This window comes from Hydrogenophaga crassostreae, from assembly GCF_001761385.1.
GTDB classification, from domain to species: domain Bacteria; phylum Pseudomonadota; class Gammaproteobacteria; order Burkholderiales; family Burkholderiaceae_C; genus Hydrogenophaga; species Hydrogenophaga crassostreae.
Map to the genome: position 1 here is coordinate 360,721 of NZ_CP017476.1, position 21,540 is coordinate 382,260.

The window sequence follows — 21,540 nt, forward strand, 5'->3', positions numbered from 1 at the left end:
ACGTCTTAAGCGGCGAGCGCGACAGGGATGTCGGCTTCGCGCACAGTGCGCGCCAGCGCCAGCCCGTTGTCGTCGAACAGGTGGCAGTGTTGCTCGGGCAGGGCCATGGGCACGCGGTTGCCTGGCTGGGCGACGGCAAGACCTTCGGCCTTGACCACCAGGGGATCGCCAATGTCGCCGCTGTTGAGGTAGAGGTAGGTGGACTCGCCCAGGCGTTCTTGCCACTGCACTTCGCGAACGATGTGCTGATGGCCGGTGCCCATGCGGGCGTGTTCGGGGCGGATGCCCACGGTGATGGCCTGACCGGCGCGCAGGGAGCGGGCGTCCACCGCGGCTTGCACCGTTTCGCCGCCTGCGAGCTTCACCTGAGCCAATGACTCGGTGCCCGAGACAAAGGTGCCGGGCAAGAAGTTCATCTTGGGCGAACCGATGAAGCCCGCCACGAACAGGTTGCGCGGACGGTGGTACAGCTCCAGTGGCGAGCCGCATTGCGCCACGCTGCCTTCTTTGGCCACCGCCGGGCCGGAGTTGAGCAGCAGGATGCGGTCGGCCAGCGTCATGGCCTCGACCTGATCGTGGGTCACGTAGACCGTGCTGGCGCGGCCGAAGTCGCGGTGGATCTTGGCGATCTCGAAGCGGGTCTGCACGCGCAGCGCCGCATCGAGGTTGGACAGCGGTTCGTCGAACAAAAACACACCCGGCTCGCGCACGATGGCCCGGCCAATGGCCACGCGCTGGCGCTGGCCGCCCGACAAGGCTTTGGGCAAACGGCCGAGGTAGGGACCGAGCTGCAGGATGTCGGAGGCTGCGCGAACGCGCTGGTCGATTTCGGCTTTGGGCGTTTTGGCGAGTTGCAGGCCAAAGGCCATGTTTTCGTAGACCGTCATGTGCGGGAACAGCGCGTAGGACTGGAACACCATGGCGACGCCACGCTGGGCTGGCGCCACATCGTTCATGCGTTGGCCACCGATCATCAGATCGCCCGACGTGATGTCTTCCAGGCCTGCGATGGTGCGCAACAACGTGGATTTGCCGCAGCCCGACGGACCCACAAAGACGCAGAACTCGCCCTGCGCGATGTCCAGGTCCACATGGCGGATCACCGGCGCATGGTCGCCATAGGCTTTGCACACGGATTTGAGCGAAATATTGGCCATTTGTCTTGTTCCTGTCCGCGCCATCTCGAGGTCGGCGTCTGTTGGTGCGAGGTTCGGCTGGCGCTGGAGACACCCAGTCCGCACGGGCGCCGCGTCCCTGACCTGCATCGTAGTGAAAATATTTGCGAATAATATTAGCAAATACCCTTGGAACCGCTCAAAACACGCCGAGAGCCCAAGGCCCGCGCGTGTTGTCCGTTGAGCTCAGGCGGAGTCCCGGCTCACCACAGGGCACTCGATTTTCAGCACCCGGGCGCGGGCGCCAGGTTTGATGGACGGATCGGAACGGGCCACTTCGAGCAAGGCCTCAAGCGCGGTGCGACCCATTTCATAGTTCGGCAGCAAGGCCGTGGACAAGGCCGGGCGGGTGTGCTGGGCCATTTCCTGATCGTCGTAGCCCATCACAGCCACCTGATCCGGCACCTTGATCCCTTGCTCATGCAGCGCATCCAGGGCACCCATCGCCATCAGGTCATTGGCGCAAAAAATGGCCGTAGGCGGGCGCTCCGAGCGCATCAGCTCGCGTGCAGCGGCGTAGCCAGAGCTCATGTTCCAGTCCCCGTCTTGCACCAGTGAAGGGTCAAAGGCAATGTCGTGGGTGGCCAGCGCACGCCGGTATCCCTTGAGCCGGTCTTTTGCCGCCTCCATCCAGGGCTCACCGTTGATGTAGGCGATGCGTGTGTGGCCCTTGCCAAGCAGGTACTCGGTTGCTCCATGACCGCCCGCGACCTCGCTGGGCACCACGACAGGCCCGGAAAAACCAGCGCTGTGGCAGTTGAGCAAAACGGTGGGCACCCCTGCAAGGCTGGCAGGGATCTGCACCTCGCGGGTAAAGATCGTTGAATACACGAACCCGAGCAACTGCGGGTGGCTCTTGAACGCCTCGATCGCGGCCGCCTCCTGCGCGGGGTTGCCGCGGGTCACTGCCACGCTGACCACGCAATCGTGTTGCCAGGCCGCATCCCGCGCGCCATCCACGCTTTGAACCGGATGCACGCTGGTCGACAGCTCGTCAACCAAATAGGCCACCAGCCTGCGACCCCCAACGCCCTGCGCCTGCGCGGCAGGCAACACCGGGTCGCGTCGCGTGAGGCGGTAGCCCAGTTCCATGGCCACCGACAACACGCGCGCCCTGGTCGTGGCGGCCAGACGTGCCCCTTCCACATTGTTGAGGACCATGGACACAGTGGACTGCGAAACCCCCGCGGCCTTGGCCACGTCTGTCATGGTGGGCCGGCGCAAGGCCGAAGAAGAAGCTGATTTTTTTGACATGGCGGGTAGAGCAACAAATAGGCAGATATGTGTGACCTCGGCGCCAACGGTGCGTCCGCCAAATTCTACGTGTCGCCTAGAGGCCGGGCGGCTTGCCGGCGCAAGAGCCCGCCTCAGGCCGGCTGCCGATGGCCGCCGAAGCCCTGGGATGGAAGCCGACTGGCAAGCGGTGACGCGCCGTTTCGGTGTTCCCTGTGCCGACCGACCGACCGACCAGGCTGCGCAGCGCACACCCGCATCAATGAAGACAAAACCCGTGCCTTGGTCGGCCGGATGCTCGAACGCACGCTGGCGGGATGGAGACCTCCCAGCCGCTGTGGCCACAAAACACGGGTGTTTCAGCCACATGGGTGGATCCGGAATGGGGGACCGCCCCGGCAGGTCCAGCATTGCAACAGAAGCCGGCCGAGCTTCTAGCGGCGTTTGAGCACGACAAACAATGATGAGCCTGCAACAGGCGACTTCAGCCACTTCTGTTCAAACCGGCACAGTCCCAGGAGAAGCCGGTTGATCCATGGGGAGGGCATGGAAACGTCCGAATGGATCTGGCCTGCCAGCCCCAATGCCAGCTTCAGCCGTTGCATGCTGCGCACAGAAAAAATCACCGGAGACAGCAAGAAGGGCCAATAGCTCGACTCCACCTGAACAAAACCAGATGCCGCCGCAATGCCTTGAATGTCTGATTTTCGAAAGCGTTTCTGGATGCCGACGGCCAGATCATGGGTGCCTCCAAATGCATCAAAAGCCGGTGCATTGAAGACAAACAAACCATTCTCTTCAAGCAGCGTGCATGCACTTGCCACGAATGAATTGAGCTCGTCAGCGTTCAAATAGCAGATGGTGTCGTTGCTGACAATAACGTCAAATTTCGCACCACTGTAATGCTGCGCCATCTCTCTGAGGTCGAGCTTGTCTGCCGCCAAACTGCGTCCACGGCAGTACGTTACGGCCCGGTCCGAGAGGTCAAACCCTTCCACAGAACCGAAACCCAGTTGCTGCAGATGCAGCATCAATCCGCCTGTGCCACAACCGGCATCAAGAATTCGAACCGCCTTTCCTGCCTTGAAATGGCGCCTGACGGCGTTCGCGGTACGTTCATGCAGCGCGCGATACCACCACAGATTCTGTTCGCACTCAGCCATGCGATCGTATTCATCATCTCTGTCAAGCATCGGCTAATCTTTCACCTTTTTGTGGCTAAAAATCCAATAGCGCTGGGCCAGGAAACTCAGAGAAATAGTGGCAAGCAGCGCAACAACTTGCCCACCGATCGGCCCGAAAACCCCTGTCTCCACCAAGATGCCCAACACCGCCACGTTCAGAAAATAAAGGGCAACGTAAGCTGCGCTGTATTGCAAAAAACCGTTGCTGGTTGCCGCCCGGTCAGAAAATGTCCAGTACTTGCTGAGGAAGTAGCCGCTGACCGTGCCCACCCCGTACTCTATGGCCAGTGCAATGCCATATGGAATCCCGATATACACAAGCAACACATACAGCGCATAAAACAAACCGGTATTGAGGCTGCCGGCGATCGCGAACCGCACCAGGTTTTTCTTCAACACACTACGTCAAAGCCCGGTTGAGTGCATCGATGACCCGATCAACTTCAGCATCTGTCAGTTCGGGATACATGGGCAATGAAAGAATTTCACCGGCCAACCGCTCGGTGTTGGGCAGGGTGCCCGGCAAATAGCCGAGAAACCGGTATCCACGCATCAGATGAATCGGGTGGGGGTAGTGAATGCCGGTGGCGATTCCCAGGGCAGAAAGCCTGGTTCGAATCGCATCGCGTTCCTGCACGCGAACAACAAAAAGGTGGTGGGCATGGAGAACCCCTTCAGCGGCCACCACACGAATCGCTTTGTCTGACAGGCCTGCGCCATACCGTGAGGCGATCGCACGGCGCCGATCCACCGCAGCTTTGAGGTGAGGCAGTTTCACATTGAGAACCGCCGCTTGCAGTTCGTCCAGCCGTGTGTTGATGCCCTCACGTTCGGCATAACCCGTCTCTTCAAACCCGTACATGCGGATACTCTTCATTTTGCCGACCAACGCAGCATCCGGGCTGGCCGCGAGCCCTGCATCGCCATAGGCACCAAGGTTCTTGGTGGGGTAAAAAGAGAAGGCGGACGCGTCCCCGAGCGTACCGGCCATGACCCCATTCAGTGTGGCGCCATGGCATTGCGCGCAGTCTTCAACAACCTGAATGTCCTTGCGCTTCAGCATGCTTCGAAGTTGCGGAATATTCACCATGTTCCCGAACAGGTGAACGGCAATCACAGCCCGGGTGCGATCGGTCACCAACCCGGGCAGGCTATCGAGGTCCATCAGGGCGGTATTCAAATTCACATCGCAAAACACAGGCGTGGCGCCAGACATGCGAATAGCGCTGACCGTGGGCACGGCGGTATTTGCAACCGTGATCACCTCATCACCAGGCCCGATGCCCATGGCCATCAAGATCACCGCCAAGGCATCGGTACCGCTGTTGACACCAACCGTGCCCAGATGGCCCCCAAATACTCGGAAAACGCCGTCTCGAACCGTTTTCCTTGTGGGCCCAAAATCAGCTGACCGGACTCCAGGACCCCTTCCATGGCTGCTTGTATCTCGGTTTGCAGGCCCTTGTACTGCGCGAGAAAGTCAAAAACAGGTATCTTGTTCATGCCCAATATTCCTTGCGGTGTGTCCGATAGAAGTCAATAGATTTGAGCAGGCCTTCTTCCAGCCCCACCGTTGGCTCCCACTGCGTGGCCCCAGCGAACCGTTGGTAGTCGCCGTAATAGTGTCCAATATCGATCAATTTGCGATCATTGGGAAATGGTGTCAATTCGAATTGAACCCCTGTGAGCTGGCTCAACATTTGAACCAGCTCCAGAACGGTGTGATAAACCGGGGCGCCCAGATTGAATACCTGTCCAAAACAGGCATCACATCTCGCTGCCAGCAGTAGCGCGTGAACCACATCATCTATATAGTTGAAATCACGTATCTGCTGGCCATCACCAAACACACGGATCATTTCACCTTGAAGTGCCTGGCGAATGAAAATGCCAATGAACCCTTGGCGGTTGTTTCGAATTTGCTGCCGCGGACCATAGGTGTTGGTCAGCCGAAGCACCGTCGATTTCAAGTCGTATGTTCTGTGATAGAGCAAGTGATAGTATTCAGCCGCCAGTTTATTGATACCGTTGACATCGACCGGCAAGGCGGGGTGATCTTCGGTGACCGGCAAGTTTTTTGGAACACCGTAGACCTGGCGGGTTGATGTATATACCAATCGCACATTGGGATTGCGTTGCCGGCAGGCTTCCACCAGATTCATGCTGGAGACGCAGTTCACCGCCAGATCGAGCTCTGGTTCGCGCATGCTGTCGCCGTGGCTGACCTGCCCCGCCAGATGAAAGATGATGTCTTGCCCCTGGACGAGAATTTTCAGCGAATGCTGATCGCGCATGTCGCTGATGTTAATGACCACCTGATCGCGAATGGATGCGGTATTGAACAGGTTGCCTCCATATTCAGGCAGCAGGGAGTCGACTATGGTCACCTTGGCCCCCAGCCGAACCAATTCAATTGCCAATGCGCTGCCTATGAATCCCAGGCCGCCGGTAATCAATACCCGGCGATTGGCATAGCTGGACCCCAGGGCGTCAGCTTGAGCGCTATCTGGATTTTTGAGCATTGATGGTTTCCCTCGCCACATATTGCGGCAACCGATTGATTTTCATGAAGAGGCGGCCAAGGTATTCGCCGAGCACACCGATGGATATCAGTTGAACACTGCTGACCAGCAGTACCACGCTCAGGATCGAAGCCCAGCCCAATGGCAAATCGGGCTCGGTGAATTTGGAGTAAAGGGTGTAGACAATGCCAAGCAATCCCAGTCCCGCAAACAGAAAACCTGTTAACCCAACGATTCTTAATGGAAGAATGGAAAAGTTGACAAACATATTGAGCCACAGCGACACCAGTTTTCTCAAGGTGTAGTTGGATTCGCCCTGGCTGCGCTCGTCATGCTGGACTTCGACAGTCGTGTAACGGCTGGTCACTCGAAGAATGAGGCCGTCGATATAGGGATAAGGCCCGTCGTAGCGAATCACTTCATCAATGACGAAGCGGTTGATCGCCTTAAACGAAGACAGGTACAGGCCACGGGGTTTCTTCAACATGGCGCATGCGATCATGTTGTTAAAGCGGCTGCCCAGATTGCGAAGCGGGTGGTGCTGCTTCTTGGCGTAACGGGAGTACACCACGTCATAGCCTTTGACAAGTTCGTTCAAGAGCTTGTGAACCTCTTCGGGGGGATTCTGAAAATCGTCATCCATGATCACCGCGCAATCGCCGCTGCAGTGATTCAGGCCCGCCATCACGGCATTGTGTTCTCCGAAATTTCGGGAGAGATCGACAAATACCACCCAGGGCTTTTGCCGCGCAATGGCAGAGCAAACTTCGTAGGAATTGTCTTTGGGGCTGCCATCGTTGATGAGAACCACCTCAAGGCTCAGTTTGTCGAGAAATTCGCTCTCAAGCCGTTCCACCAATGGGCCGATCGTGGACGCGCCGTTGTAAACGGGAACGATGATGCTGAGCTTCATGGGATTTACAGAGGTGGTGTTTTGGGTGAGCGAATCTTGAAGATCCGGAGGTGGGGACCGCCTTCAACATTGGCACGCAGAGGATCGGCCCCGCGACCCGTTGCTGGCAGGAACTCCTTCATCAGGTCCGCCCCCTCCATGAGTTTTTCATAGTTGGCTGCAATTCGCGCCGAGTCCTCGTCGTCAGGCGTGGCTTTGAAGCGTTCATAGAACCCGCTGATGACAAAATACTCGATACCTGCATTTGACAAGGCATCCAGGGTTCCACCTTCTCCGAGGTGGCCAGAAGGCATCACATTGGTGAGAAGCCCCTGGGGTCGACGGACCACTCGGGTGTCAACATTGTTGTACAGCAGGTAATGGTTCTTTGGGATCTGTGGGCCGTAAGCCTCTATGAGCATTCGGCTGTTGCGTGGCACGTTTGCCAACAGCCATTCCCGCGCCTGTAACCGGGTATCAGGCGCTGATCGAAAACGGGCCTGTTCAATGGTCTGCAGCAGCATCGGTAGGCACAGTGCCACTGACAACAAACCCAACCACAACCTGCTTGGCGTGGACGCAAATCTCTTGGCAAGAAATGTTGCGGCCGTGAATGCGCCGACGGCTGCAAACAAGGCAATAAATGGCAGTACTGGAATGATCCATCGCGTCCATCGGAGCGGGTGTGTGGAGATGGCCAGCAGATAGACGAGGGTAAAAACACCCAGAATTGTTCCTTTGGCCCGGAAGTGACGAATCAGTGTTGCGGCTCCAATCAATGCGAGTCCCATGCCCCACCAGCCAAAAGTGTCCTCCAGCGGCTTCAACAGGTACCAGGCAAAGTTGCTGAAAAATCCTTCACCGGTGGCGCTGAGGTGCCCGCCGGCTGCCTCGGCAGAAATGTCGCGCTTAACGGCGGCATGGTCGATAAACAGGTACGGTGAACAGATAAACAGTGCGAGCAAGGCCGTTGCGCCTGTTACCCCAAGTCGCCAAAGGGCACGCCATTCGAGGGAGTAAATCAGGATATGCGCCGTCAGGATGAAGGTTCCGATCAGAACAGCGGGGTACTTGGTGGCAACGGCTGCCCCAATCAGCGCACCCGAGGCAATGTACCTTTTGATTGAGTGGTCATCCATCAGGGAGATGGCCTGGTGGGCTGCGAGCACCGCCAGCATGGTGGCGAGGATGTCGGTGCGAACAATCTGCGAATACTCCACATGTATTGGCATGACGGCAAGAATGGCGCCTGCCAGCAGCGCGGCGCCCCTGCCGTGGACCGTTTTCGTCAGGGAGTACAGAAACCAGGCGGTACAGGTGCCGATGGCGACGAACAGAGACCTCGCCAATGCATACAAGGTTGTTGGATCATTCAGAACGTAATATCTGAACTCGCGCATGGTGTGAAAGAGACCCTGGTGATCTCCAATCAGCGCCATGATCTTGAATGCGGCCGCATTCAGATAAATGACGGTGGATCCTGGGTGGCCAAACCAGCCGGGATTGAGGTCGGCGTTCCAAACGATCTTTAATGCGGGGCCGATGAAAGCGGATTCATCAACGTCGTACAGGTATGGCAGGCCAAAGTAGGGCCCGGCCCAGACCCGAAGGCCCAGTGCGACCAAAACAAGTCCCGCGATCAGCCAATTTTCCCTGGATGCCGATAGTATTTTGGTTTTATCGATCTCGGCATGTTCTGAGGAGCGCATGGATAGAACGTATTCGTAACAAGATGCGATTGTAGTCAGAATTTTTATTCTTCAGCGGTCTGGTTTTCGCATGTGTAACGGGGCCGCCACAAGGTCCCCGTTTCCTTCAGTTGTCCGCCGTACCCGTCAATTTTCGCTTGGAGCGCAAGGGGCCGGTTTGCGCCGTGCGGTGACATTCTTCGCGAGAAGCAGCCACGCAACGGAGGGAAGCGAAAGGTGGGTGCTTGCTTCGCGGGCCGGGTCAATTTTGGCTTGGGTGCGATGGTCGTTGTGGTGATCAGGTCAGCCCGCGCACCAGGTTCATCGCGTCTTCGATGCGCTCGACCGGGTGGATGGTCAGTCCTTCGTAGGCCTTGTCGTTCTTTTTGGGCGCGTTCGCCTTGGGCACCACGGCCACGCTGAAGCCCAATTTGGCGGCTTCCTTCAGCCGCTCCTGACCGCGCGGCGCGGGGCGCACTTCGCCCGCCAGTCCGACCTCGCCAAAAGCGATGAAGCCCTTGGGCAAGGCCTTGCCGCGCAGGCTGCTGGTGATGGCCAGCATGACCGCCAGATCGGCCGCAGGCTCCGTGATGCGCACGCCGCCCACCGCGTTGACGAACACGTCCTGGTCCATGCAGGCCACGCCCGCATGGCGGTGCAACACGGCCAGCAGCATGGCCAGCCGGTCGCGGTCCAGGCCGACCGACAGCCGCCGGGGCGAAGGCCCACCGCTGTCGACCAGCGCCTGAATCTCCACCAGCATGGGCCGCGTGCCTTCAAGCGTGACCATGACGCAGCTGCCCGGCACCGGCTCGCTGTGTTGCGAGAGAAAGATGGCGCTGGGGTTGGAGACGCCCTTGAGCCCTTTTTCTGTCATGGCGAACACGCCGATTTCGTTCACCGCGCCAAAGCGGTTCTTGATGGCGCGGATCAGGCGGAAGCTGGAGTGGGTGTCGCCTTCGAAATACAAGACCGTGTCGACCATGTGCTCCAAGACGCGCGGGCCGGCCAGGGCGCCTTCCTTGGTCACGTGGCCGACGAGCACGATGGCCGTACCGCTGGCCTTGGCCGCGCGCGTCAGGTGGGCCGCGCATTCCCGCACCTGGGCGACCGAGCCCGGCGCGCTGGTGAGCTGGTCGGAATACACCGTCTGGATGGAGTCGATCACGGCGATAGTGGGGTGCGTGGCGTCCAGCGTGGCCAGAATCTTTTCCAGCTGGATTTCGGCCAGCACGCTCACCTGTGAGCCGTCCAGCCCCAGCCGCCGCGAACGCAAGGCCACCTGGGCACCGCTTTCTTCGCCGGTCACATAAAGCGTCTTCTGGCCCGAGCGCTGCAGGGAATCGAGCGCCTGCAGCAAGAGCGTGGATTTGCCGATGCCCGGATCGCCACCGATCAGCACCACGCCGCCTTCAACGATGCCGCCGCCCAAAACGCGGTCCAGCTCGTCGTGTCCGGTGGGGGTTCGTTCGAAGTCGGAGGCTTCGATTTCTGAGAGCACCTTGATCTCCGCCGTCTTGGCCAGTGAAGCGAAGCGGTTCTTGGCGGGCGTGCTGGATTCCGCCGCCGACTCGATCAGCGTGTTCCAGGCGCCGCAACTGGGGCACTTGCCCAGCCATTTGGGGCTGGTGCCGCCGCATTCGTTGCACACGTATTGGGTTTTGTCTTTGGCCATGGGAGGAGAATACCGTGCTCCCCGTTCCGTTTGCCGTTGCCGCCATTGCGCCTGTTCATGACCTTTGATCCCCGTTTTTCCCGCCCCGCCGTGGCGCTGACCGCACAACCGGTTGCCAAGCGCACGCCGTCGCCGGCCAACCGCGCCTTTCAGATTCAGCTCACCCGCGTCGGCAAGCTCAAGAGCCAGCTGGGCGATATGGACCAGTGGGCCATGGCCCACCGCCAGGCCTTGGTGGACCAGGTGGAGCCACTGAAGGCGGACCATCGGGGGCTGATGCGCCGCACGGTGCTTTTGATCGACGAGCGCCTGAAGGGCAAGAGTTTGAGCGCCCCCTTGAAGGCCGTGGCGGCCGAGGTGCTGTGTGGCATGGCGCGCACATTGGCACAGCAGGGCGATGCCGACATGGCCAAGTTGCACGACCGCCACGCCACGGTGAATCTGGCCCAGCTCGATGCGCGCAAGGCCGAGGCGCTGCGGACCCAGCTGGAGCAGGCCTTGGGCGGCCCCATCGATGATTTGCCGCCCGGCGCTTCTTCCGACGAGGTGTTGGCGGTCGGAATCGCGCGCCTTCGCCAGCAAAGGGACGATGAAAAGGAGCAGCGCCGGGAAGCCGCCGAGCGCAAAAAGGCCAAGAAGAAACCCAGCGCGGTACAAACCCGGAGCCTGGTCGAACAAGCCGATGCCAGCGATCTGTTGCGCAGTCTGTTCCGGCGCCTGGCCAGTGCGCTGCACCCGGACCGCGAGACCGAACCGGAGGCCCGCGTGCGCAAAACCGCCCTGATGGGCGAGGCCAACGCGGCCTACGCTCGCAAGGATCTGGTGGCCTTGATGCAACTGCAGCAAACGGCCGAACTGACGCTGGCCACCGGCGGCGCCGAGTGGGCGGCGGAACAGCTCGCGGCCATGACGGTGTTGCTCAAACAGCAGGTCGCCGATCTGGAGCGTGAGCGGGCCGCTCGGCAAGACGCCCTGACCCATGAGTTTGATGTGCCGGAGGGCTTGGGCGTAACGTCAAAGACCCTGCAGATGGTCTTGAATGCGCAAGTGCTTGAGCTGGAGGAAGCCATGGCCCTGATGGACCAGGACCTGGAGCATCTGCAATCCGATGCGGGATTCAAGCGCTGGCTCAGGCAGCAGCAGGCCGTGGCCAGCCTGCTCAAACTCGCCTGAAGCACGGCACCGATCAGTTGACGGGAAAGGCGCAGCGGTGCTTGACCCCGGCAATCTCGCCTTCGTGTCTGGCGACCGGCGTTCACGGCGTTGAAGCCCAGTCAACCCGATCGGGTCAAGACCCGTGCACGCATCTGCGCGACCATGGCGTTGTACCCGGCATCGGACTGGCACACGCTGGCGCGAAAAATCACGGCGAACACGAAGGGCCAAAGCCATGCAGCAGCTGGTGGGTGATGTCCGCAGCGGCCAGGCTTTGACAAGCACTGGCGTTTTGCCCGGCCCAGAGGGGAGAGAAGTCGCCACGGCCTTGCGCTTCCCAATGAGCCCGCAGCGGGCCGATGGCTGCGGTGGCAAGAGGGAAGGCCGGTGCGGTGGGGCACATGCCGCCCAGCTCGCGAACCACGCGGTTGGCGATGCTGCGCGCCGGGCGGCCTGAAAACACATTGGTGAGCGCCGTGTGTTGCGCAGCGGGGCTTTGCAACGCATGGCGGTGGATGCTGCTGGTGGTGGCTTCATCGCTGCACAGATAGGCGGTGCCCACTTGCACGCCGCTGGCGCCGAGCGCCATGGCCGCGCGCACGCCGTCTGCGGTGGCGATGCCACCGGCTGCAATCACGGGCAGCTTTACCGCCGCCACGATTTGCGGCAGCAGCGCGAATGTGCCGATCTGGGTTGACACGTCGTCACATAAATACATGCCCCGGTGACCGCCAGCTTCCAGGCCTTGTGCGATCACGGCATTGGCGCCATGGGCCTCTAGCCAGAGGGCCTCCTTCACGGTGGTGGCGCTGGACAGAACGACCGCACCCCAGGCTTTCACGCGCGCCAGCACATCGGGCGCCGGCAGGCCGAAATGGAAGCTCACGACGGGTGGGCGGAACGGCTCGATCAAATCGGCCACAGCGTGGCTGAAAGGCACGCGGCCAGCGCCTGCGGGAACCGCGTCGATATCCAGCCCTGCTTCCGCGTAGTAGGGCGCCAGCGTCTCGCGCCAGGCCGCATCGCGTGCGGCATCTGGTTCGGGGGTGGCATGGCAGAAGAAATTGAGGCTCACCGGGCGCGAAGTGCTTGCTCGCAGTGTTTTCAGTTCGTTCGTGAGCGCTTCGGGTGTGAGCATGGCGCAAGGCAGAGAGCCCAGGGCCCCGGTGTCGCTCACCGCAAGCGCCAAGGCCGAGCCCTGTACACCGGCCATGGGGGCCTGAACCAGGGGATGCTCAATGTTGAGCAGGGAAGTCAACTGGTTTTTCATGGCGCCATTGTGGCGCGCACAACAGGGTTGCCGTTGATCCGGGAAAACCCTGATTCCTTGCCTCGCGAAAAATCATTTAATATATTAAATAATATGAGCGAACCCACTCACTTTGTGCACCGCAACCTGCCCCGCCTTCTGCTCGAAGCGAGGGAGGCTGTGATGCAACACACCCGGCCCAGTCTGCGCGAGCATGGCCTGTCGGATCAGCAATGGCGTGTGTTGCGGGTGCTGGGCGAACACGCCAGCGACCCGGCGGGAGTGGAAACGGGGCGTGTGGCGCGAGAAGCGCTGCTGCTTGGTCCCAGCCTGACCGGGGTGCTCACGCGCATGGAACGCGATGGTCTGATCGAGCGCGAGCGCTGCCCGCAAGACGCGCGTCGCACCGTCGTCAGAGCCACCCGCGCGGGCCTGACGCTGGTGAGCAACCTGTCCACCACCATCGAGGCCCACTACGCCTGGATGGAAAAGCGGCTGGGTGAAGCACAGTTGGCGCAGCTGTATCTCTTGCTCGACAGTGTGATTGCCCTGGAACAACCCCTTGAAGCAGTAGAAAGCGACAAAGCCGAATGAACAACCCTCTGGTTTCCCACTGGACACCCCGTGGCACCGTCTACGGGCCCTTGCTCAACTTCCAGCGCGAACACGCGTTGTGGGCACCGCGCATGAGTGAGGCGCCCTACAAAGCGCCGCCGCAGGCACCGGTGCTGTACATCAAGACCGCAAACACCTTTTCACCATCGGGCGGCACCGTGGTGTTGCCCCCAGGCGCCGAAGCGCTGGCGGTGGGCGCCACGATCGGACTGGTGATGGGTGAGCCGCTGCCGGGCTGCTCCAGACCACGCCTGAGCGCATTGGCGGGTTGTGTCTTGCTCAACGACTGGGCGGTGCCGCACGACAGCTACTTTCGCCCGCCGGTGAAATCGCGGTGTGCCGATGGCTTGCTGGGTGTGGGCGCGGCGCTGGCTCCCGTTCCCGTGGCATGGGACGGGTTGCAAATCGAGGTGCGCATCAACGGCGTCTGGAAGCAGACCGTGGCCCTGGCCGAACTGGTGCGCCCGGCCGCTCAACTGCTGGCCGATGTGGGCGAATTCATGACGTTGCAACCGGGAGATGTTTTGATGGTGGGCACCGATTGCCTGGAAGATGGCAGCCGCCCTTTGGCAAAAGCAGGCGACACGGTCGAAATCTCAGCCGCTGGCTTCAGGCCGGTGGTGCACACCGTCGTGAAAAACCTGGGAGCCGCAGCATGAAGCACGCACGCATTGCCTGGGCCGGTGCCGTGCACGACGCGGTTGAAAAAGAAGGTCAACTCGAACTGCTCACGCCAGCGTTTGCCGGGCGCAGGGTGGGTTTTGATGACGTCGTCTGGTTGCCGCCGCTCGCTCCGCTGCCCCGTCCCCGCACGATTCTGGCTTTGGGCCTCAACTACGCTGACCACGCGAAAGAACTCGAATTCAAACCACCCGTCGAGCCCCTGGCCTTCCTGAAGGGCGAAGCGTCATTGATCGGCCACCGCGCGTTCACGGTGCGCCCGAATGGGGTGAAGTTCATGCATTACGAGTGTGAGCTCGCGGTCGTGATCGGACGCGAAGCCCGGTGTGTGAAAAAGGACGATGCGCTGGATTTTGTGGGCGGTTACACCGTGGCCAACGACTACGCGATCCGCGACTACCTGGAGAACTGGTACCGGCCCAACCTGCGCGTGAAAAACCGCGATACCTGCACGCCCATCGGTCCCTGGCTGGTGGATGCCGCTGATGTGCCGGATCCACAAACCTTGGCCTTGCGCACCACGGTGAACGGCAAGCTGACCCAGCAAGGCAACACCCAGGACATGATCTTTGACGTGCCCACGCTGATCGAGTACTTCAGCGCCTTCATGACGCTCATGCCTGGCGACCTGATCCTGACCGGCACGCCCGATGGTGTCGTCGATTGCCAGCCCGGGGATGTGATCGTCACGGAAATTGATGGCATCGGCGCCTTGACCAATACGATTACCCAAGAGCAAACGGGGTCGGATTCCGATTCAGGAAAGTAAGCCCAAGGGCGAAAACCAAAGCGCAACGGAATCGGGCCCTGACCCGTTTGCGTTGCAGCCGGAGAAAACGAACCATGCAAATCAACCACCTCATCAATGGCAAACATGTCGCCAGCCGCGACACCTTCGAAACCATCAATCCGGCCACGCAAGAGGTGCTGGCCGAAGTGGCCGCAGGTGGCGAACAGGAAATCAACGCGGCGGTGCAAGCCGCGAAAGACGCTTTCCCCGCCTGGGCCGGATTGCCGGCCACCGAGCGCGCGAAGAAGATTCGAGCGCTGGGCGATTTGATCGCCAAGCATGTGCCCGACATCGCGCAGATGGAAACGCGGGACACCGGGCAGACGATTTCCCAAACCGGCAAACAGCTGATCCCCCGTGCGTCCGACAACTTCTCGTACTTCGCCGAGATGTGCACCCGCGTGGACGGCCATACCTACCCCACGCCCACGCACTTGAACTACACGCTGTTTCACCCGGTTGGGGTGTGTGCGCTGATCAGCCCGTGGAACGTGCCTTTCATGACATCGACCTGGAAGGTCGCACCGTGTCTGGCCTTTGGCAACACGGCGGTGTTGAAGATGAGCGAGCTTTCGCCTTTGACCGCAGCGCGGTTGGGCGAGTTGGCGATGGAGGCGGGTATTCCGGCCGGTGTGCTCAACGTCGTACACGGCATGGGCAAAGAGGCTGGCGAGCCGCTCTGTTCGCATCCCGACGTGCGTGCCATCTCGTTCACCGGCTCCACCGCCACGGGCAACCGCATCGTGCAGTCTGCGGGCCTGAAAAAGTTCAGCATGGAGCTCGGTGGCAAGAGCCCTTTCGTGATTTTCGACGACGCCGATCTCGACCGCGCGCTGGATGCCGCGGTCTTCATGATCTTCAGCAACAACGGCGAGCGCTGCACGGCGGGTAGCCGCATCCTGGTGCAGCAAAGCATCTACGCCGACTTCGTGGCGAAGTTCACCGAGCGCGCCAGGCGCATCGTGGTCGGCGACCCGATGGACGAGAAAACCACCATCGGGCCCATGATCAGCCAGGCTCATCTGGCCAAGGTGCGCAGCTACATCGAGCTGGGCCCGAAAGAGGGCGCCACGATGGTGTGCGGCGGCATTGATCGCCCAAGCTATGCGCCCGAGCTCGCGCCCGGTGTGCAAAAAGGCAACTTCGTCTGGCCCACCGTGTTCGCCGATGTGGACAACCGCATGCGCATTGCCCAGGAAGAAATCTTTGGCCCCGTCGCCTGCCTGATCCCGTTCAAGGACGAGGCCGATGCGATCCAGAAGGCCAACGACATTGCCTACGGCCTGTCCAGCTATGTGTGGACCGAAAACATTGGAAAAGCCCACCGCGTTGCCGCCGCGGTTGAAGCCGGCATGTGTTTTGTGAACAGCCAGAACGTGCGCGACCTGCGCCAACCCTTCGGCGGCAGCAAGGCCAGCGGCACGGGACGCGAAGGTGGCACCTGGAGCTACGAGGTGTTCCTCGAACCGAAAAACGTAGCGGTGTCGATGGGGTCGCACCACATTCCACACTGGGGTGGACTGTGAACCACCCCCGCGCCGCCTGCGGCGTCACCCCCTCAGGGGGGTGGAACGTTGCGGGCCGGGAAAGCCGGACCCACCGCGCCCTGGGGTGGTCTCCTGCGTTGCTGGCGGACCTTCTTTGACACACTGTTTTTGAATGGAAAAAGCTCATGGGAAAACTCGCACTCGTCGGGAAGATCACGCACGTTCCTTCGATGTACCTCAGCGAGCTGCCTGGCCCGCGCCAGGGCACGCGGCAGGCCGCCATCGACGGCCATCTGGAAATTCGACGCCGCTGCCTTGAACTCGGCGTGGACACCATTGTGGTGTTTGACACCCACTGGCTGGTCAACGCGAATTACCACATCAACTGCGCGCCCCACTTCCAGGGCAACTACACCAGCAACGAACTGCCGCATTTCATCAGCAACATGGCCTATGAAATTCCTGGCAACCCGGTGCTCGGCAAATTGCTGGCCCAGGCGTGCAACGAACATGGCGTCGAGACACTGGCGCACGATGCCACCACCCTCGCCCCCGAGTACGGCACCCTGGTGCCCATGCGCTACATGAATGCCGACCAGCATTTCAAGGCGGTCTCGGTGTCGGCTTTGTGCACGGTGCACTACCTGAACGACAGCGCGCGCCTGGGCTGGGCCATGCGCAAAGCCGTGGAAGACCACTACGACGGCACCGTGGCCTTCCTCGCCAGCGGCTCCTTGAGCCACCGCTTTGCACAGAACGGCCTCGCGCCTGATTTTGCCCACCGCATCTGGAGCCCGTTTTTGGAGACGCTGGACAAACGGGTGGTCGAGATGTGGGAGCAGGGCGAGTGGAAAGATTTCTGCGAGATGCTGCCCGAGTACGCGGCCAAGGGCCATGGCGAAGGCTTCATGCACGACACTGCGATGATGCTGGGCGCGCTGGGCTGGAGCGAATACCAGGGCAATTGCGAAGTGCTCACCCCATATTTCGGCGCCTCGGGTACCGGGCAGATCAACGCTGTCTTTCCGGTCGAGCCGGTCACGGGTTCGGCCATTCCACTGGCCCAGGCTTCTCGCGCCGATGGCTACACCTCGGTTGCCACGCGCCTCTGACATTCGGATCCACCATGCCTCATCTCGTTGTTCTCTACACCCCCAACCTCGACAAGCCTGCCGCCGACGGAGGCCTCGACATGAGCGGCCTCTGCCGCGCCTTGTGCGACGCCATGCTCACCGTGCACGATGAGCAAGACCGCCAGGTGTTCCCCACCGGGGGCACGCGCGTGCTCGCCTACCCGGCGGCCCATTTCGCCCTGGCCGATGGTGGCGCCGCCGGTGAGGCGGCGGGCCAGGGCGGTGACTACGCATTTGTCTACATGAACCTGCGCATGGCCAAGGGCCGCAGCGCCGAGGTGCACCGGCGCGTGGGTGATGTGCTCGATGCCTGCGTGAAGCAGCGCTTCGCCGAGCAGCTCGCCAGGCGACCCATTGGCATCACCGTGCAAGTCGACGAAGGGCACGAAGTGGCCGATGCCAAAACCAGTTCCCTGCACCCCTTGTTTCAAAAAAAGGATTGACCCCATGTTGAGCCCCGAACGCATTGCCGAACTGGCCGCCGAACTGCTGCAATCGCAGCGCACGCGCGTCCAGGTCGAGCACTTCTCCAAGCGCTACCCGGAGATGACCGTCGAAGACGGTTACCGCATCGGCCGCGCCTGGGTCGATCTGGAAAAGGCGGAGGGGCGCAAGGTGATCGGCCACAAGATTGGTCTCACCAGCCGCGCCATGCAAATCGCCTCACAGATCACCGAGCCCGATTACGGCACCTTGCTGGACCGCATGCTCTACACGGCCAAGGCGGGTGAAGTGCTGGACATTCCCATGGCGGACTTCATCCTGCCGCGTGTCGAAGTCGAGCTGGCCTTTGTGCTGAAGGCGCCGCTGACCGGTCCGAACGTCACGGTGGAAGACGTGCTGGCCGCGACCGATTACATGACACCCGCGATTGAAATCATCGACGCGCGCATTGAGCAGGCCGATCGCCACACCAAGGTGATGCGCAAGGTCTACGACACCATCAGCGACAACGCGGCCAACGCCGGCATCGTCATCGGCGCTGGCGACCCAGCTTTCAAGGCAGACCCGCGTGCGGTCAACCGGCCCTGGTGCGGGGCCATACTGCGGCAAAACGGCGTGGTCGAAGAAACCGGCCTGGCCGCCGGCGTGCAGGGTGACCCGGCCATTGGCATCGCCTGGCTGGCCAATCGCCTCGCGCCTTGGGGTGAACGGCTGGAAGCGGGTGAAATCGTTCTCGCAGGTTCGTTCACGCGGCCTGTGGCAGCAAAAACCGGTGATCTGTTTGAAGCCGATTACGGCCCCCTCGGTTGTTTGCAATTCCGTTTCATTTGAAGAAAGCCAGCCGATGAAAACCCCTGTGAATCCCTTCAAGCAGGCGCTGGCCGAGCGTCGCGCGCAAATCGGCTTTTGGGTCGGCATGGCCAACGGCCTCAGTGCCGAAATCTGCGCCGGTGCGGGTTTCGACTGGCTGCTGATCGATGGTGAGCATTCGCCCAATGGTTTGCAGGACCTGCTCGCGCAGGCGCAAGCCATTGCCGCGTATCCCGAAACCCACGCCATCGCCCGCGTGCCCACTGGCGATGCAGTTTTGATCAAGCAATACCTCGATGTGGGCCTGCAAACCCTGCTGGTGCCCATGGTGGACACCGCCGAGGCCGCCGCCCATTTGGTCAAGGCTTGCCGCTATCCGCAAGACGACGGCAAGGGTGGCATTCGAGGCATGGCCGGTGGCCGCGCGTCGCGTTGGGGGCGTTACCCGAACTACGCCAAAGAGGCGAACGGGCAGGTGTGCTTGCTGGTGCAGGTGGAAACCACGGAGGCTTTGGGCAACCTCGATGCCATCGCCGCCACGCCGGGGGTGGACGGGGTGTTCATCGGCCCGGCCGACTTGTCTGCCTCCATGGGCCATATCGGCCAACCGGGTCACCCCGAAGTGCAGGCAGCCATCGAAGACGCGATCGCTCGCATCTTGCGCGCCGGCAAGGCGCCCGGCATTCTGACCACCGACGAGGCGCAGGCGCAGCACTACCTGTCGCTGGGCGCGGTGTTTGTGGCCGTGGGGCTCGATACCCAAATGCTTGCGCGCCATACGAGTGCATTGGCGGCGCGCTTCAAGGCCAGTGCGAACGCAACGAATGAACTGCCCAAGGGCAGCGTGTATTAGTCTTTTTTGTCGGGCTGGCGAGGTGTTCTCGGCTGGCGGTGACGGGTTTCAAGGAATGAAAAATGGGTGAAGCAAGTTTCAACAAAGTGGCCATCGTGGGTGCTGGCGCCATAGGTGGCTGGATGGGGGTGCATCTGGCGCAGGCCGGGTGTGCGCTGAGCGTTTTGGCGCGGGGCGATACGCTGGCCACTTTGCAGCGCGATGGCTTGCAGATGCGTTCGGGTGACGCCAGCGTCACGGTGCCGGTTCGGGCCTCGAACGATGCGGCGGCATTGGGTGTGCAGGACCTGGTGGTGATCGCCGTCAAGGCGCCGTCACTGCCTTCGGTGGCCCAGCAAATCGCACCATTGGTGGGGCCTGACACCGTGGTGTTGACTGCGATGAATGGCGTGCCCTGGTGGTTTCTGGATGGTTTTGGCGGCGCGCTGGCCGGCAAAGCGCTGGCGTCTGTGGACCCCACCGGGGACATCGCCCAGGCTATTCCTGCGAAGCACGTGATCGGTTGCGTGGTGCACGCCAGTTGCTCGCTGGACGCCCCCGGCGTGGTGCGACACCATTTTGGCGACGGCCTGATCGTGGGCGAACCGGGCGGCGGTTTGACCGACCGCGTGCAGGCCTTGGCGGCCCTGCTGCAAAAGGCCGGCTTCAAGGCCACCGCGTCGCCGCAGATTCAAAAAGACATCTGGTACAAGCTGTGGGGCAACATGACGGTCAACCCGATCAGCGCGCTGACCGGCGCCACCACCGACCTCATTCTGGGCGACGATCTGGTGCGCGGGTTTGTGTCAGCGGTCATGATCGAAGCCAAGGCCATTGGTGAACACATTGGCATCCCGATCGACCAGCAGCCCGAAGACCGCCATGCCGTGACGCGCAAGCTGGGGGCTTTCAAGACCTCGATGCTGCAAGACGTTGAGGCGGGCAAGCCGGTGGAGCTGGATGGTCTGGTTTCAGCGGTGCGCGAGCTCGGGCAGTTGACTGGCGTGGCCACGCCATTCACCGACGCCTTGCTGGGCTTGAGCCGATTGCAGGCCCGTTGCCTGGGTCTGTACCCCGACTGAATATGGCGGGTATGCCCTGTGGTCGCGCCGAGGGGCTGTCGGCAGAATAGGTCGATGTCAGCCATCTGGAATTTGCACCCTCCCCGCGGTGATGCGGTCCTGCCTGCAACCGCAGTTGCAGCGCTGCTCGATGTGGTGTCTTCGCCCTTTTGCGCCGACGCGTTGCTGCGGGCGGTTCAGGCGGTTGTGCCGGTGGACTATCTCTCCCTGGTGAGCATTCAGCGCGACTTGCCCGAGCTGGTTGAAGGCAGTGCTTCTCGGCCGCACGAGCGCTCGGTGGTGACGCGGTGTTTTGGCATTTACCGGCGCCACTATTTCAGGCGCGATGCCATCCTTCCGCTGGCCACCCAGTTGCACCATCAACCGGCGAGCGATGGTGGTTTGGCGCTGCATTGTCGGGCCGACGAGCTGCCTGACGCTGGCTGGCGATCGGACATCTATGAGCAGGAACACCTGACCGATCGCTTCACGCTGCTGCATGCGCCGTCGCCGGGCAGTGTGCAGGCCATTCACCTGTACCGCGACGAACGCCAGGGGCGATTCCGGTCGCAAGAAGTGGCGCGATTGCTCGATCTGGCGCCACTGCTGCGCCGAGCCCACGCTGCGTGGTGGACGGGCAGCGTGGCGCTGAACACGCGCCCTGCGCGTGTCGTTGAGTGCGAACAGCGACTCCAGCGGATCGCACCATCGCTCTCGGCCCGCGAACGATCCGTGTGTGCGCGCATCGCGGAAGGCCTGAGCGCAAAGGGCATCGCTGCCGACCTGAATGTGGCCCCTTCCACCGTGATCACCTTGCGCAAACGGGCCTACCAGAAGCTGGCCGACGCGAGGTTGCCAGCCAATCGCCTTGGCCTTGCGCAACTGCTGAATTGAGCTTCCGCGCTCACTTGCGC

The 21,540-nt window shown here is 61.4% G+C and carries 22 protein-coding genes; 11 read left to right on the forward strand and 11 right to left on the reverse strand.

Annotated elements, in window-relative coordinates; translation table 11 throughout:
* Window positions 1-5 precede the first annotated feature (5 nt).
* The 10 genes from LPB072_RS01715 to radA all read right to left on the reverse strand — a co-directional run bounded on the left by LPB072_RS01715 (window position 6) and on the right by radA (window position 10,369).
* Window positions 6-1,157 carry an ABC transporter ATP-binding protein gene (locus LPB072_RS01715; protein WP_066095305.1) on the reverse strand — a complete coding sequence of 384 codons (1,152 nt, stop codon included), beginning with the start codon at window positions 1,155-1,157 and terminating at the stop codon, window positions 6-8.
* A gap of 204 nt (window positions 1,158-1,361) precedes the next feature.
* Window positions 1,362-2,429, reverse strand: a complete 1,068-nt coding sequence (locus LPB072_RS01720) for a LacI family DNA-binding transcriptional regulator (RefSeq protein WP_066095307.1) — start codon at window positions 2,427-2,429, stop codon at window positions 1,362-1,364.
* Between the two features lie 413 nt (window positions 2,430-2,842).
* Entirely contained in the window at window positions 2,843-3,601 is a 759-nt protein-coding gene (locus tag LPB072_RS01725; RefSeq protein WP_066095309.1) for a class I SAM-dependent methyltransferase, read from the reverse strand.
* Window positions 3,602-3,604: 3 nt separating this feature from the next.
* Window positions 3,605-3,991, reverse strand: a complete 387-nt coding sequence (locus LPB072_RS01730) for a GtrA family protein (RefSeq protein ID WP_066095312.1) — start codon at window positions 3,989-3,991, stop codon at window positions 3,605-3,607.
* A 1-nt stretch (window position 3,992) separates the two neighbouring features.
* Window positions 3,993-4,895 carry a DegT/DnrJ/EryC1/StrS family aminotransferase gene (locus tag LPB072_RS01735; RefSeq protein WP_407927799.1) on the reverse strand — a complete coding sequence of 301 codons (903 nt, stop codon included), beginning with the start codon at window positions 4,893-4,895 and terminating at the stop codon, window positions 3,993-3,995.
* On the reverse strand, window positions 4,892-5,095 hold the full coding sequence (locus LPB072_RS23635) for a DegT/DnrJ/EryC1/StrS family aminotransferase (RefSeq protein WP_197508894.1): 204 nt from the start codon (window positions 5,093-5,095) through the stop codon (window positions 4,892-4,894). Before LPB072_RS23635 ends, LPB072_RS01735 begins: the two co-directional genes overlap by 4 nt.
* Window positions 5,092-6,114, reverse strand: a complete 1,023-nt coding sequence (locus LPB072_RS01740) for an NAD-dependent epimerase/dehydratase family protein (protein WP_066095318.1) — start codon at window positions 6,112-6,114, stop codon at window positions 5,092-5,094. Before LPB072_RS01740 ends, LPB072_RS23635 begins: the two co-directional genes overlap by 4 nt.
* A complete protein-coding gene (locus LPB072_RS01745; protein ID WP_066095321.1) occupies window positions 6,095-7,027 on the reverse strand; it encodes a glycosyltransferase family 2 protein in 933 nt (310 codons plus the stop codon). The genes LPB072_RS01740 and LPB072_RS01745 overlap by 20 nt, the downstream gene beginning before the upstream one ends.
* A gap of 5 nt (window positions 7,028-7,032) precedes the next feature.
* On the reverse strand, window positions 7,033-8,715 hold the full coding sequence (locus LPB072_RS01750) for an ArnT family glycosyltransferase (protein WP_066095324.1): 1,683 nt from the start codon (window positions 8,713-8,715) through the stop codon (window positions 7,033-7,035).
* Between the two features lie 277 nt (window positions 8,716-8,992).
* Entirely contained in the window at window positions 8,993-10,369 is a 1,377-nt protein-coding gene (gene radA / locus LPB072_RS01755; protein ID WP_066095327.1) for a DNA repair protein RadA, read from the reverse strand.
* Window positions 10,370-10,426: 57 nt separating this feature from the next.
* Here radA and LPB072_RS01760 point away from each other — a divergent pair, with 57 nt between their 5' ends.
* Window positions 10,427-11,542: a hypothetical protein gene (locus LPB072_RS01760; protein ID WP_157559218.1), complete on the forward strand. Its 1,116-nt coding sequence runs from the start codon at window positions 10,427-10,429 to the stop codon at window positions 11,540-11,542.
* A 190-nt stretch (window positions 11,543-11,732) separates the two neighbouring features.
* On the opposite strand, the gene LPB072_RS01765 is transcribed toward LPB072_RS01760, so the two are convergent.
* Window positions 11,733-12,794 carry an NAD(P)H-dependent flavin oxidoreductase gene (locus LPB072_RS01765; RefSeq protein WP_066095332.1) on the reverse strand — a complete coding sequence of 354 codons (1,062 nt, stop codon included), beginning with the start codon at window positions 12,792-12,794 and terminating at the stop codon, window positions 11,733-11,735.
* Between the two features lie 93 nt (window positions 12,795-12,887).
* On the opposite strand from LPB072_RS01765, the gene hpaR reads away from it, so the two are divergent.
* The 10 genes from hpaR to LPB072_RS24040 all read left to right on the forward strand — a co-directional run bounded on the left by hpaR (window position 12,888) and on the right by LPB072_RS24040 (window position 21,520).
* Window positions 12,888-13,367 (forward strand): homoprotocatechuate degradation operon regulator HpaR, encoded by a 480-nt coding sequence (gene hpaR / locus LPB072_RS01770; protein ID WP_066095335.1) that lies wholly within the window; start codon window positions 12,888-12,890, stop codon window positions 13,365-13,367.
* Entirely contained in the window at window positions 13,364-14,047 is a 684-nt protein-coding gene (locus tag LPB072_RS01775; protein ID WP_066095338.1) for a fumarylacetoacetate hydrolase family protein, read from the forward strand. The genes hpaR and LPB072_RS01775 overlap by 4 nt, the downstream gene beginning before the upstream one ends.
* Window positions 14,044-14,838 (forward strand): fumarylacetoacetate hydrolase family protein, encoded by a 795-nt coding sequence (locus LPB072_RS01780; RefSeq protein ID WP_066095340.1) that lies wholly within the window; start codon window positions 14,044-14,046, stop codon window positions 14,836-14,838. Before LPB072_RS01775 ends, LPB072_RS01780 begins: the two co-directional genes overlap by 4 nt.
* Before the next feature lie 74 nt (window positions 14,839-14,912).
* Window positions 14,913-16,385, forward strand: coding sequence for a 5-carboxymethyl-2-hydroxymuconate semialdehyde dehydrogenase (hpaE, locus tag LPB072_RS01785; protein WP_066095343.1), 1,473 nt, complete (start codon window positions 14,913-14,915; stop codon window positions 16,383-16,385).
* Window positions 16,386-16,531: 146 nt separating this feature from the next.
* Window positions 16,532-17,458 carry a 3,4-dihydroxyphenylacetate 2,3-dioxygenase gene (hpaD, locus tag LPB072_RS01790; RefSeq protein ID WP_066095346.1) on the forward strand — a complete coding sequence of 309 codons (927 nt, stop codon included), beginning with the start codon at window positions 16,532-16,534 and terminating at the stop codon, window positions 17,456-17,458.
* Between the two features lie 14 nt (window positions 17,459-17,472).
* Complete coding sequence (locus tag LPB072_RS01795) at window positions 17,473-17,922, forward strand: 5-carboxymethyl-2-hydroxymuconate isomerase (protein ID WP_066095348.1); 450 nt, start codon at window positions 17,473-17,475, stop codon at window positions 17,920-17,922.
* A 4-nt stretch (window positions 17,923-17,926) separates the two neighbouring features.
* On the forward strand, window positions 17,927-18,754 hold the full coding sequence (gene hpaH / locus LPB072_RS01800; protein ID WP_066095350.1) for a 2-oxo-hept-4-ene-1,7-dioate hydratase: 828 nt from the start codon (window positions 17,927-17,929) through the stop codon (window positions 18,752-18,754).
* A 13-nt stretch (window positions 18,755-18,767) separates the two neighbouring features.
* Window positions 18,768-19,586, forward strand: a complete 819-nt coding sequence (locus LPB072_RS01805; RefSeq protein WP_066095354.1) for an aldolase/citrate lyase family protein — start codon at window positions 18,768-18,770, stop codon at window positions 19,584-19,586.
* Window positions 19,587-19,648: 62 nt separating this feature from the next.
* Window positions 19,649-20,647 carry a 2-dehydropantoate 2-reductase gene (locus tag LPB072_RS01810; protein WP_066095358.1) on the forward strand — a complete coding sequence of 333 codons (999 nt, stop codon included), beginning with the start codon at window positions 19,649-19,651 and terminating at the stop codon, window positions 20,645-20,647.
* A 54-nt stretch (window positions 20,648-20,701) separates the two neighbouring features.
* Window positions 20,702-21,520, forward strand: coding sequence for a helix-turn-helix transcriptional regulator (locus LPB072_RS24040; protein ID WP_066095360.1), 819 nt, complete (start codon window positions 20,702-20,704; stop codon window positions 21,518-21,520).
* Window positions 21,521-21,540: the final 20 nt, after the last annotated feature.